Below are 13,010 nucleotides of genomic sequence, written 5' to 3'. Positions count from 1 at the left end.
TCGGCCCGCGTCGGCTGTGTCGGCTGTGTCGGCTGTGTCGGCTGTGTCGGCTGTGTCGGCTGTGTCGGCTGTGTCGGCTGTGTCGGCTGTGTCGGCTGTGTCGGCTGCGTCGGCTGCGTCGGCTGCGTCGGCTGCGTCGCCGGCCGGGCAGTATCAGTCGCTATACCATGTCGTGGCACAATGGCGGGCGCTTCGTTGCTCATCGCTTCTCCTGAGGTATTCCGTGATCGATTCCCTCGCGCTCGCCGAGAACCAGCACTATCCGGCACCAGCGCTTTATGTGATGGCGACGCCGATCGGCAATGTCGCCGACATCACGCTGCGCGCGTTGCACGTGCTTGCGCTGGTGGACCGCATTGCGGCGGAAGATACGCGCAACACGGCACAACTGCTCGCGCGTTACCAAATCACGCGCCCCTTGCTGGCGGTTCACGAACACAACGAACGCGAAGCCGCGCAACGCGTCGTTGATTTCCTGCGCGCGGGCGAGCGTATCGCGTACGTATCAGACGCGGGCACGCCTGGCATCTCGGATCCGGGCGCACGGCTGGTCGACGCAGTACGCGACGCAGGACTGGACGTGGTGCCGATACCGGGCGCCAGCGCGGTGACCGCGGCGCTAAGCGTGGTCGGCGACTGGGCAAGCACGTTCACCTTCGCCGGTTTCTTGCCGACCAAGCCAACGCAGCGGACCGCCCGGCTCCAAGCATTGGCGTCGCGTGAAGAAGCGCTTGTTTTCTATGAGGCGCCGCACCGCGCGCTCGAGACCGTACGCGCGTTGGCCGAAACGCTTGGCCCGTCGCGTCGAATGTTGATCGCGCGAGAAATCACCAAGCTACACGAGAGCCTGCATCAGTGCAGGTTGGCCGAAGGGCCAGCATGGCTTGCCGCGGATCCGAACCGGCTGCGTGGCGAGTTCGTCCTTGTGGTCGAAGGTGCTGGCGCACCCACGCAAAGTGATGCGCACCAGCACGACGCAATACTGACGACATTGCTAAACGAAGTGCCAGTCAGCACCGCGGTCAAACTGGCAGTCGCACTGACGGGCGCATCACGTGGCGTGCTCTATGCGCGTGCGCTTGAATTGAAAAAGGACGGACCGGGAAGATAAAAAGCCGCGATTGAACCGCGGCCCGGGACAGAGCATATTGCACCAACCTGCAGTTTCGATCATCTGACCGACGCGAGTTGCTCGGCCATCGCCACGCGGGCCTCGTCGCGCGACAAGCCTTGCAGCCGCACTCTTGCGGTCCCGGAATGCTGCAGCCCAAGTGCACTCGCCGCCGCCTGCGACACGTCAATAATCCGTCCGCTGTGATACGGCCCACGATCGTTAATCCGCACCACCACCGATCTCTTGTTCGCCACGTTGGTCACACGCACGAATGATGACAGCGGCAAGCACCGATGCGCAGCGGTCAACGCATTCTTGTCGAAGCGCTCGCCGTTCGCAGTACGACGGCCATGGAAACGGGGGCCATACCAAGATGCGCGCCCTTCCTGCTTGAAGTCCGACACGTCAGGCGCATCCGCGACCAGCGGCTCGGCATCGGCAAGCGAAGAGACATGACGTGCGGCCGTGTCGGCCGGCGCATCGCCCGACTCCCCGCGCGCGAGTGCATCTAGGGCTAACTTTGCGCGGCTTGACACCGACTGGACGACCGCCGCACTGCTTGCCCCCGCTCTTCCCATCGTCGGGCTCACCGTCGTTGGCTCCTTGCGACCGCTGTCCGTCGCGCAACCGGCCAGCAGAAGAAGAGCGCAAACGGTCCCATAACATCGAGGCCATCGAGCTTTCATAGGTACGTCTTCACTATTGTGAGCCGCCGCCAAGGGCCACGGCTCTGGGCGAACGAACGGATGCGCCACAGCACCGAACAGGCAGGCTGCGCACGGTGGGCGACGATCGCGAAACGGCAAGCGCCGTGATCCGCCAGGTTTTAAGGCACGTCTGGCCGCCCCTTTTTAGAGACGTCAACCAGACCCGAATCACCGCTGACGACGTTACAACGGTTGGCATGGCGCTTGCAAAACAAGCGTCATGTCGACCAGCGGTGAAGGCTCCGTACCGGTGCCGGGCTACGCCGGGAATCAGGCGCCCCGCGCCCAACCGGATGGAACGTGTCGCACCGACTTGCAATGCTGGATGCCGCCGCGTTTCGTACGCGGCGTTGTTATTGGACGGCGCCCTTTTCTACTCCGCCGGATGGTGCAGGGGCGTCCGACTTGGCATGCACAATTAAGGTGCATGCCGGCCATTATACCCGATTAGTGCAGATCGTCATTTTCCGCAGTACGCTACTGCGGCCAGGCGAACGTGCAGATGCGCGGATGCGCGGATCGGGACATGACGACTACAATGTTGCCTTCATTCAGCCAAGCCGTTCAGTGCGCTTCCGAACCCAATGCAAGTCAAGCTGATTCCCGTCACTGCCTTCATGCAGAACTGCTCGCTGCTCGTGTGCGAGCAGACTCAACGCGCCGCCATTGTTGATCCGGGAGGAGATCTGGAATTGATCCAGGCGCAGGTGCAAAAGCACGGCGCGAGCGTAGAAAAGGTTTTGTTGACGCACGGACACGTCGACCATTGCGCAGGTGCCCGTGCATTGGCAAGCTACTACGGCGTGCCGATCGAAGGACCGCATCCGGATGAACAATTCTGGCTGGCATTGCTGCCGCAGCAGAGCACGCGTTTCGGCCTACCGGCGGCGCAAGCGTTCGAGCCGGACCGCTGGCTACACGATGGCGATACCGTGCGGTTCGGCAATGAGATACTGGAGGTCCTTCACTGCCCGGGACACACGCCGGGACACGTGGTTTTTTTCAGCCGCGAACATCGACTTGCGCTGGTCGGTGACGTACTGTTCGCGGGATCGATCGGGCGGACAGATTTTCCGCGCGGCAATCATGCAGATCTTATCTCGTCGATCCGCAAGAAGCTGTGGCCGCTCGGTGACGACGTACGCTTCGTCCCCGGACACGGTCCGATGTCGACCTTCGGCGACGAGCGGCGCACGAACCCATACGTGGCGGACCACATTACTGCCAGTTAACCGGATACTCAATGGACGAAATCTATGTCAGCACTGATATCGAGGCTGACGGCCCAATTCCCGGCCCGCATTCAATGCTGAGTTTCGCATCAGCGGCCTATACCGCGGACAAACAACTGATCGCAACGTTCTCTGCCAACTTGGACACGCTGCCCGGCGCGTCTGCGCATCCGATTCAGGACGCGTGGTGGAAAACGCAACCCGACGCTTGGGCAGCATGCCGTACAGATACGCGCGCGCCCGAAGAAGCACTGCCCGCCTATGTCGATTGGGTCGAGGCTTTACCCGGCAAGCCCGTCTTCGTGGCTTATCCGGCCGGCTTCGACTTCACGTTCATGTTCTGGTACATGATGCGCTTTGCTGGCCGCTGCCCGTTTTCCTGGTCGGCGCTAGACATCAAGACGCTGGCGTTTGCAATGACCGGGCTGCCTTACCGGAAGGCGATCAAGCCGCGACTGCCGAAGCACTGGTTCGACGCCCATCCGCACACGCATGTGGCGCTCGACGATGCGATCGAGCAGGGGGCATTGTTTTGCAACATGCTGTCGGAGTTGCGCGTCCACCAGGCGGCGCATGCCCAATGGCTGGCGGAGACAACGAACGACGGACTCGCGAAAGCAACGCCTCTCGACCCAACGGCAGGCCCCGCGGAGTCCGAAACGGAACCCGGACAACAGGGCGGCGGCCTTTGAGCCCCTAAGCCGCCAGCCGTCACGCTACCGGCATGTCAGTGATCCTCAATCCAATCCGCTGCATCGCTTCTAGATAGCGCTCAATGACGATCCGTTCGTCGTAGCGCTGCTCAACCATTCGTCGCCCGCGCGCGCCCATGGTCGCGCGCGCGTCGGGCCCCATTTCAATGATGTGCTGAAGTTTGCGCGCCAGGTCCGCGGCATCCCTGGGCGCGCACAACAGTCCGGTTTCGCCGTCGACTACGACTTCCCGGCACCCGATCACCTTCGTCGCCACCAGCGGCTTGGCCATCGCCGCCCCCTCCAGCAGCGTACGAGGCACGCCTTCGCGATAGGACGGCAATACGAGGCAATCAGCGCGCGCGATGATATCGCGTACGTCTTGCGTCGTGCCGAGGTACTCGACCACGCCTTCGGCGGCCCACGTGCGCATCTGCTTGGCACTGATCGCACTTGGATTGGCAACGTCGGTCGCGCCGAGCAATTGGAACACCGCCTGCGGATACACCGCGCGGACAAGGCGGGCAGCCTCGACGTATTCGCCAACCCCCTTATCCCACAGCATGCGGGCGATCAGCAGAAAGCGCACCTTGCCGTCGGGCATGCCCGCTGCACGCGGCGCGAAATGGGCGAGGTCGATGCCCTCGCCGGGCAACACCTGCGTCTTGACCGGATCGACCAGTCGCTGCGCGACGAAGTCCTGCCGGTCGTCACCGTTGAGGAACCACACCTCGCGCGGGAAACGAAAAGCGAAGCGGTACAGCACCTTGGCCACGCGCGCGACGAGATTGGTATTCACGAACGCGTAGCCAAGTCCGGTGGTCACGGCGATACACGGCACGCCAGCCAACTTGGCCGCGATCGAACCATAGATATTCGGCTTGATGGTGTAGTGGAACACCAGGTCCGGTTTCAGCGCACGGTAGCACGTCACGAGCGTGCGCACCAACCCGAGATCGTGCAGCGGGTTCGTGCCTTTCGCGGACAGCTCCAGCGGGATGACCCGCACGTTCAGTTCGCGTGCACGTGGCAACGTATCGTCGACAGGCGCCATCACGACGACATCAACCCCCATTCCAACCAGCGTGCGCAGCAGCCCTGGACGAAAGATGACAATGGACCACAGCGTATTGGCCACCAGCATGACGCGCATGATAAGAGCGTAAAAAATTTTTTGTTGCGAGCGCGCGCAGTCTAATGGAGCCGCCCGACTCACACAATTGCCAATCGCAAAAACGCCGGCCCGCACGCCAACGCGGCGAATATGGGCACTATGAGTAAAAGTGCCGCGGCAAGTAGACCGGACAGAGACCAAGTCACTCAATACAACCGATACGAATTGCGTTTTATTCGCGACTTCTCTACCATTCAAGAAATAGAAACGCGCTAAAGGGAGGCACTCTTGGCACTCGATGCGTTTTCTCAAAAGATATTGCGCCTGCTGCAGCTCGATGCGCGCCGCTCGGTACAGGAAATTTCCGATCAAGTCGGTTTATCGAGTACGCCGTGCTGGCGACGAATCAAGGAAATGGAGCAGTCGGGGGTGATCCAGCGCTACACTGCGTTGCTCGACCGGGAAAAGCTCGGATTACCTATGTGCGCGCTCGCCCATATCCATTTGACGCGCCATACCGAGGGCGGCGTGGAGCAATTTGAGCGGGAAATCGCGACCTGCCCGGAAGTCACCGAATGCTATAGCACGACGGGCGAGGCCGATTACATCCTAAAAATCGTTGCAGCCGATATCAAAGCTTACGACACGTTCCTGCACGAGCGCATTTTCACGATTCCAGCCGTCGCGCAAGTCCACACCAGCATCGTACTGCGGGAAATCAAGTTCGACACGCAATTGCCGCTTTGATACGGTGTGCACATTAGGTCGTCGCGTGCACCGCAGCCGGACCAACCCTCTGCTGCAGCCGGATCTGGCACACGCCGAGACGCTGGGCGACGGCATCGAGATCGAGCGCCTGAGTTAAGTCATGGTCACCACCGGCTTGCGCGCCGCTGCCCGGTGTGAGCAGCAAGTCAAGCTCGACGCCGTGCCGCAGATAATGGATGTCGAACGACACGAACTGCACGCCGTGAGGGAAGAGTTCGCGCTCCAGATTCTTGCGCAACTGATCGCGCGGCGGCAACGCTTCCCACGCGATGCGCTCGTCGTCGCTCTCCGGATCAACGTGGATCAACGCATCAAGCACGTGCGGCTCCTTCAGCACACGCAAACGGGCCGTCTCTGCGATATAGTGCCCCTCGGAAACGGTGATTCGAGGTTCTACGAGAATATGGGCATCGACCAATGCCGCATCGCCCATCTTGCGCGTTCTCAGTTCATGCACCCCTTGTACGCCAGGTGTCGATAGCAGCATTTCGCGGATCCGACGTGTCGTCTGTTCGTCCAATGCTCGGTCCGATAAGTCCTGAAGCGCATCCCAGCTAAAAATCCAGCCCATCCGGACAATCATGAAGCCGACGACGGCTACCGCGATCGGATCCAGCCACCGCCAGCCCGCCAGACTGCCGACGATGCCGATCGCAACCACGAGCGAGGACGCGGCATCGGATCGAGCATGCCATGCATTGGCCACCAGCATCGCCGAACGCACCCGCTGCGCCTCGCGCAACATATAGCGGAACAGTAATTCCTTGGAAAACAACACCGCCACGGCGACGACGAGCGCGGACACATGCACGGGCGGAATGCCATCGAGATCGGCGATGCGCTGCGCGCCGCGCCACATCATGCCGATGCCCACGACGATCAGCAGGCTACCCAGAAAAAGCGAAGCAACGGTTTCGTAGCGGCTATGGCCGTAGTTGTGATCGGCGTCCGGGTGGGCCCCGCTGTGCCGATTGGCAACCAGCACGACGAAGTCAGACACGAGGTCGGCCAGCGAATGCACCCCGTCGGCAACCAGCGCTTGCGAATGGGCAAGCACGCCGACCACGATCTGCGTCATCATCAGCACCGTATTGAGTACGATGCTCACCAATGTGGATTTCTGTGCGACGACTTGGCGCTCGGGCAACGGAGCGGTCATGAAAAATAGATCAGGGCGGCGAAGACCATTGATTGGATGGCTATTTTATCAGCCGAATCTGGTTCGCGCCGCTCTCACGATTTTTCAGAATAAAATCATCAGTTTACGATGATGTGACGCATTCTCATTCCACGTCTGCAACACGCTGCAGGGCTATCACACGCCATTTCGCAGTATCCGTCAGAGTACGCAGCCGGTATGGTTTTGAATCCACCATGGTTTGACGCCCGGCTTGTTTCGCGTCCGGTACAGTTTCGCATCCGACACAGTTTCGCATCCGACACAGTTTCGCATCCGACACAGTTTCGCATCCGACACAGTTTCGCATCCGACACAGTTTCGCGTCCGGCACAGTTTTGCGCCCGGCACGGTTTGAGACGCAGCAATAAAAAAGGCCAGTGGCCCTTGTCGGGCACACGGCCTTCTCTTTGTGGGCGATCCGTGGTTCGGCACACCCTCGCTATAACCGCTTGCGCGGCCTCCTGACTTATTGCTGAATCAAATACTGATCCCGATTCTTTCCAGCAATCCACTTCGGCGGTTTGCCACGACCCGACCAAGTGCTGCCACTAGCAGGGTCGCGATATTTCGGCGCCACACCTGCACGAGGCCGTCCCGCCTTCGCCAGCTTGCCCCGGCCAAAGCCGAGATCAGCCAGTGTAATACCATAATCGGCCATCTTTTGTTTGATGTCGTTGACAACTTCAGCAAACTCTTTGGCCTTTGCCTCTTCGATTTGCTTTTCCAGCTTTTCACGCTGTGCAAGAAGCTCTTTGTACGATGACATAGGGGTCCTTGGATAGTAGACACGACTCGGTTCTGCGCCCGTTAAGTCGCTCCAATAGAGATCACCTCGGAATAGTACCTAGTGAATTTAACACAAAATGCGACTGAGACAAATAGCTGATATACAGATTCAGCATTGGATTGACGTCATGTTACAAAAATATGCTCGCGCGACTGCCTATTACAGCGGCGAACGCAGTGACCAGTGATCAACAATCATCCGGAGACCATGGCAATCGACATTCGAGTTCGATTTTATTTGATAAACCGCTAAAGCGTGGGCCCTCGCGTATTGACTAGTCCAGACTTTTCCTGACCGCAAGGAAGCGAGGCACTATTCTACTGCCGACGAATGGTCAGATTAATTAATACGTCGGGTTTAACTCTTTCAGCAGAAGAATGCGCACGCGTTCGTGTTTCAAATAATTTCGTGTAGCGAACGCGCCACCGTCCGGGCAGTCAGCTGAGTTGACGCAGTTCGGCGGCAAGCGCCGCGCGCAACGCCTCCAGATCGTTTTGCGGCTCGTTCAGCGCTACACGTGCACGGCAGCCGTGTTGCACCCAATCCGCGCCGAAGCGATCGACCCCAAGCAGGCGGAAACCGCGTGCTGCCGCGTCGCTCGGCGTCAATGCGTCGATCAACGCCTGCTCTTCGTGCTCCGCAAGTGCAGGCAAACCATCCCATTGCGCGGCGTCCAGCCATCCCATTGTGCCAAATCCGCCGATGTAGCGGATGCGCTGCGGCCTGAGCACGTAAAACACAAAGTCGCCCAGCGCCAAATATTGCTCAGCCTCTGGATGATAACGCAAATATCGACGCGCCAGCGTCGCCCCTGTCTCATCGGTCGGCTCGAACCGCCCGACGATCGTGACCCGTTCGGTGTTCGACACGTCAACTGCGGGATCGTAGACGAGAAAACCCGCGCGCGAATCCGCGGCAAGATTGCGCGTGTGCTCTGCCAGACGACTGACTAGGACAACCGGACGATGGTGCGCATCCAACGCGTAGGACAAAACCGTCGGAAATGGAAATCCTGTTGATTGGCGAGCATGCGTCGCCAGCACTCCCACCGGTTGGGCGTGCAGCAGATGAATCGGAGCAGTTACAGGGATGTTCAAGAATCACCTCGATCAGTCACGCTACCGCCGCTCACGGGCGACGAGTCCTATTCCGTTCCCGCGTGGTACCTGCGGCAGGCATCCTCTGCTGTGTCTTCCCCCTCCGGCATTGGGCCTACGGCACGGCACGGCACGGCACGGCACGGCACGGCACGGCACGGCACAGCACAGCACAGCACAGCACAGCACAGCACAGCACAGCACAGCACAGCACAGCACAGCACAGCACAGCACAGCACAGCACAGCACAGCACAGCACAGCACAGCACAGCACAGCACAGCACAGCACAGCACAGCACAGCACAGCACAGCACAGCACAGCACAGCACAGCACAGCACAGCACAGCACAGCACAGCACAGCACAGCACAGCACAGCACAGCACAGCACGCAATGATCTTAACGGCTCGCTGGCGACGCGGGTATCAAGCGTTCGCTAAAATGAGTGGTCTTGCCGCGCGCTGGACGCGGTCCCGTTCACTTCAGCTCGGCGCCGCCCCATTCGGCGGGCTCGCCGCGGGGTTCACTTGTGTCCGATCAATACTCTTCGAATGTGCCTGACCCGGTTGCCACGTCGCCCTCCTCCACCGCGCGGCGATTGCCGCGCTCGACACTATGGCGCGCGCGCATCGCGACGATGGCGGTCTTCTTCGTGAGCGGCATGCTGTACGCGTCGTGGGGCGTAAACATACCGACGGTACGCGACAAATTCGCACTGGACGCCGCACAATTGTCCGTCGCGCTACTTGCAGTGGCCGGCGGTTCGATTGCGGCGATGCTGTGTGTCGGGCCATGGCTCGCGAAGGTGGGTACACGCCGCGCGTACCTGATTACCGGCCCCGCAATGGGAGTCAGTGCGTCGCTCGTGCTCACCATGCCTTCCTATATTGCACTGCTGGCCATGCTTGCACTGTTCGGGGTCACGATGGCCACCATCGATGTTGCAATGAATGCCGAAGCCAGTGCGATCGAGAACGCTGCTGCCAGGCCGATCATGTCGTCGTTGCACGGCATGTGGAGCATCGGCGGCATGGGCGGGGCGGCTGCCGGTGCGGCGTTGCTTGGCCTAGGTATTGCCCCTGAACTGCATATGGCTGTAGTGTCATTGATAGCCACCGCGGTCCTACTCGCGGCGCGTGGCCGCGTGTTGCCGCATGTCGCCGAGAATAGGCATCCGCCGCCGGGCAAGCCACACAGCGGCTCGCGTGAGTTGGCGCTGCTCGGCAGTGTCGCGCTGATCGCGCTAATCGCCGAAGGTGCAATGTACGACTGGACGACTGTTTATATGCGCGACATCGTACTGACCAGCCCCGCTTTTGCAGGTACGGCGTACGCGTCGTTTTCAGCCGGCATGGCCGTCGCACGATTCGCGGGTGACTGGATCCGCGCCCGTCTCGGCGCGCCCCAACTCGTCTGCATGAGCGCGTTGCTCGCCTGTACCGGCATGGTGATCGCGTTGCTGCTGCCTTTCCCGTATATCGTGCTGACCGGCTTCACGTTAATGGGACTCGGCATGGCGAACATGATGCCGGTACTGTTTGCCGCGGCGGCCAACGTCAAAGGCGTGCGCGCAGCGCAGGGCTTGGCACGTGTTGCGGGAATGGCATATGTGGGATTGCTGGTGGGCCCTGCGCTGATCGGTGGCGTGGCTCAAGCCACGACGCTACCGATTGGACTATCGATTGTCGCGCTGTGCGCAGCGCTGGTCGCCGTCGTCGGGCCGCGGGGCCTGAAACGCATCGGACTGTGAGTCGGCCATCAAATTAATTTAGGGGAATACTTTGACATGATTCATTCCGGTCACCGCCGCAACGCAATGCACCGGCGATGCGCGCGCAGCAATTGAAATGGTGGCACACTGACCAATTCTTTCCATTCGATTCTTTTTAGCGACTCGGAAATCAACGTGACTACGCATTCGACATGGCATGACATTGCCACCGACGACGGAACGTTCCAGGCGTATCTCGCGCTCCCGCACACCGGCAAGGGGCCCGGGATCGTACTGATCCAGGAGATCTTTGGGGTCAACCAGCACATCCGCGAAGTGGCCGACCAGTACGCGGCAGACGGCTACGTAGTGCTGGCGCCGGACATTTTCTGGCGCAGCGAGCCGCGAGTCGAGCTCGGGTATGAAGACGCGGATCGCAGCCGGGGCATCACGCTGATGCAGCAGGTCGACTTTGGCAAGACGCTGAAGGACCTCGCCACGACCGCGCAGGCGCTGCGCGCGCTACCGGAACAAGATGGCAGGATCGCCGCGATCGGTTACTGCTTCGGCGGGCTGCTCGCCTACAACATGGCCGCGCACGGCTCGGTGGACGCCTCAGTCGCCTATTATGGCGGCGGCATCCAGAACCAGTTGGACCGCGCGGCACAGGTGCATGTGCCGATACTGTTTCACTATGCCGAGGAGGACGCCAATATCCCGCTATCCGCGGTGGGTCAGGTAAAGGAGCGCTTCACGGGCCGGAACAATGCCCAATTCCATCTGTACCCAGGCGCACACCACGGCTTCAACTGCACGCATCGCGCAACTTACCAGCAACGCGCAGCCGCGTTGGCACATGGGCGCACGCTGACTTTCCTGGTCGAACATCTGTAGGCGACCGGCAGCACGGTCGGACGGATGTGCGCGGGGAACAGCTCGGCAACGAGCGCACCGGACCGTCCGCGCTAAGCACCGCGTGTATTACGCGGCGGCGCGGCACAGCATAGCAAGCTTGGGTGTCGCTGCAACCAGTGAAAGCCCCGGAATAGCCGCCGGCACGCTACCGTGCGCCCTCGCGTATCGCACACTCGACAGCCCGCACACGCGCCATATGCACGGCCTCCTTAATGCGGGCCGGCTCGCCGGCCGTGCGTTGCGCGATGGCGCCGGCGTCGACGCCGCGAGCGGCCATCAGCGCGACGCGCAGTCGTTCGGCCTGAGGATAAGGATGAGACGCGAAATTCAGGCGCCCGCGCAAGTCCGCCTCGCAGGCCTGCAGCGCCTGCGCAAACCGCGCAGGCTTGCGCAGCGCGTCGCTGCGCTCGAGCATACGTACCAGCGCGGCCGCCCCTATCTCCATCACGCGATGGACGTTGCCGTGTTCGCGCGCTACCAACACCGCCAGATCACGGCAATCGTTGGGGACCCTAAGACGTTCGCACAGCGGCAGGATGCGCTCGACGCTACGCGCCTCATGTCCAGTGTGGCGTGGCAGCACATGGGATGGCGTGTCGGCCTTGCCCAAGTCGTGCGTGAGCGCGGCAAAGCGTACCGGCAGCGCATAGTGCCGCGCCGCCGCATAGTCGATCACCATCATCACATGCACGCCGGTATCGACTTCCGGATGATAGTCGGCACGCTGCGGCACACCGAACAGCCTCGCCACTTCGGGCAGCACGCGCTCCAGCGCACCGCATTGGCGCAGTACATCGAACATCCGCGAGGGCTCGGCCTCCATCAAACCGCGCGCGAGTTCCTGCCATACGCGCTCGGGCACCAGCGCATCGGCTTCGCCCGCCGCGACCATCTGCCGCATCAACGCCAGTGTCTGCGGCGCAACGGTGAAATCGGTGAAGCGCGCGGCAAAGCGCGCCACCCGCAGAATGCGCACCGGGTCCTCGGCGAACGCGTCACTGACATGGCGAAACACACGCGCCTGGAGATCCGCCTGGCCGTTGAACGGATCGATCACGGGCCCGTGCAGCGTGCCATCGGACGACACCGCCCGCGCCATTGCATTAATGGTTAGATCACGCCGCGCCAGGTCCTGCTCCAGCGTCACATCCGGCGCATAGAAAAACTGGAACCCGTGATAGCCGGCTGCCGTCTTGCGCTCCGTGCGCGCCAACGCATACTCTTCCTGCGTGCGCGGGTGCAGGAATACCGGAAAGTCCTTGCCGACGGGGCGAAAGCCCTGCGCTATCATCTGCTCGGGTGTCGCCCCGACCACCACGTAGTCGCGATCCTGCACCGGTTTGCCCAGTAACTCGTCGCGGATGGCGCCACCCACTGCGTATACATTCATCAGCCGTTCACTTTTCCCGATCATACGCTTTGCGCTGTAGTACGCCTCGCACGTCGCACCGATCAGATACAGCAGCGCCACGCTCTGGATAGACATCGGCCTCGACCACGTCGACCGGCAGCCGCGTCAGATGCGCGGCATGTTGACACCGGCGCGTCGCGACGACGACCCGCTTGCCCGCATGAACCAGCGCGTTCACGACATAGCGGCCGATGAACCCAGACGCGCCAAGCACGACGACGCTCGTCTGTCGCATGATTCGCCTCCCGACGTGAACACGACGCGCGCTACCCACGCTCGTGCA

At 61.3% G+C, this 13,010-nt stretch carries 13 protein-coding genes; 6 read left to right on the top strand and 7 right to left on the bottom strand.

Annotation, left to right across the window (positions count from 1 at the left end; all coding sequences use genetic code 11):
- Window positions 1-283: 283 nt before the first annotated feature.
- Window positions 284-1,111: a 16S rRNA (cytidine(1402)-2'-O)-methyltransferase gene (rsmI, locus tag RA167_RS01080; protein WP_076787583.1), complete on the top strand. Its 828-nt coding sequence runs from the start codon at window positions 284-286 to the stop codon at window positions 1,109-1,111.
- Window positions 1,112-1,170: 59 nt separating this feature from the next.
- Here the strand turns inward: rsmI and RA167_RS01075 are convergent, their stop codons facing one another.
- The gene (locus RA167_RS01075) at window positions 1,171-1,800 is read right to left on the bottom strand and encodes a septal ring lytic transglycosylase RlpA family protein (RefSeq protein WP_076785947.1); all 630 of its coding nucleotides are present in this window, start codon (window positions 1,798-1,800) and stop codon (window positions 1,171-1,173) included.
- Between the two features lie 605 nt (window positions 1,801-2,405).
- On the opposite strand from RA167_RS01075, the gene RA167_RS01070 reads away from it, so the two are divergent.
- Together RA167_RS01070 and RA167_RS01065 are read left to right on the top strand one after the other, a co-directional pair.
- Entirely contained in the window at window positions 2,406-3,053 is a 648-nt protein-coding gene (locus RA167_RS01070) for an MBL fold metallo-hydrolase (protein ID WP_076785946.1), read from the top strand.
- An 11-nt stretch (window positions 3,054-3,064) separates the two neighbouring features.
- Entirely contained in the window at window positions 3,065-3,745 is a 681-nt protein-coding gene (locus RA167_RS01065) for an exonuclease (protein ID WP_076785945.1), read from the top strand.
- 19 nt (window positions 3,746-3,764) lie between these two features.
- Here RA167_RS01065 and RA167_RS01060 read toward each other — a convergent pair whose 3' ends face one another.
- Window positions 3,765-4,898, bottom strand: coding sequence for a glycosyltransferase family 4 protein (locus RA167_RS01060; RefSeq protein ID WP_076787578.1), 1,134 nt, complete (start codon window positions 4,896-4,898; stop codon window positions 3,765-3,767).
- A 249-nt stretch (window positions 4,899-5,147) separates the two neighbouring features.
- Between RA167_RS01060 and RA167_RS01055 the strand changes: the two genes are divergently transcribed.
- Entirely contained in the window at window positions 5,148-5,606 is a 459-nt protein-coding gene (locus RA167_RS01055) for an Lrp/AsnC family transcriptional regulator (protein WP_076785944.1), read from the top strand.
- 13 nt (window positions 5,607-5,619) lie between these two features.
- On the opposite strand, the gene RA167_RS01050 is transcribed toward RA167_RS01055, so the two are convergent.
- The 3 genes from RA167_RS01050 to RA167_RS01040 all read right to left on the bottom strand — a co-directional run bounded on the left by RA167_RS01050 (window position 5,620) and on the right by RA167_RS01040 (window position 8,691).
- The gene (locus RA167_RS01050) at window positions 5,620-6,786 is read right to left on the bottom strand and encodes a cation diffusion facilitator family transporter (protein ID WP_076785943.1); all 1,167 of its coding nucleotides are present in this window, start codon (window positions 6,784-6,786) and stop codon (window positions 5,620-5,622) included.
- Window positions 6,787-7,273: 487 nt separating this feature from the next.
- On the bottom strand, window positions 7,274-7,573 hold the full coding sequence (locus RA167_RS01045) for an H-NS family nucleoid-associated regulatory protein (protein WP_041753907.1): 300 nt from the start codon (window positions 7,571-7,573) through the stop codon (window positions 7,274-7,276).
- Window positions 7,574-8,031: 458 nt separating this feature from the next.
- Entirely contained in the window at window positions 8,032-8,691 is a 660-nt protein-coding gene (locus tag RA167_RS01040) for a HugZ family protein (protein WP_076785942.1), read from the bottom strand.
- A gap of 528 nt (window positions 8,692-9,219) precedes the next feature.
- On the opposite strand from RA167_RS01040, the gene RA167_RS01035 reads away from it, so the two are divergent.
- Window positions 9,220-10,440: an MFS transporter gene (locus RA167_RS01035; protein WP_076785941.1), complete on the top strand. Its 1,221-nt coding sequence runs from the start codon at window positions 9,220-9,222 to the stop codon at window positions 10,438-10,440.
- A gap of 156 nt (window positions 10,441-10,596) precedes the next feature.
- A complete protein-coding gene (locus RA167_RS01030; RefSeq protein ID WP_076785940.1) occupies window positions 10,597-11,295 on the top strand; it encodes a dienelactone hydrolase family protein in 699 nt (232 codons plus the stop codon).
- A gap of 166 nt (window positions 11,296-11,461) precedes the next feature.
- Here the strand turns inward: RA167_RS01030 and RA167_RS01025 are convergent, their stop codons facing one another.
- Window positions 11,462-12,706, bottom strand: coding sequence for a multifunctional CCA addition/repair protein (locus RA167_RS01025; RefSeq protein ID WP_076785939.1), 1,245 nt, complete (start codon window positions 12,704-12,706; stop codon window positions 11,462-11,464).
- Window positions 12,707-12,713: 7 nt separating this feature from the next.
- A complete protein-coding gene (locus RA167_RS01020) occupies window positions 12,714-12,962 on the bottom strand; it encodes an NAD-dependent epimerase/dehydratase family protein (RefSeq protein WP_076785938.1) in 249 nt (82 codons plus the stop codon).
- Window positions 12,963-13,010 lie beyond the last annotated feature (48 nt).

Source organism: Mycetohabitans endofungorum (assembly GCF_037477895.1).
GTDB lineage: Bacteria > Pseudomonadota > Gammaproteobacteria > Burkholderiales > Burkholderiaceae > Mycetohabitans.
This window is presented reverse-complemented; position numbering and strand designations above follow the sequence as displayed.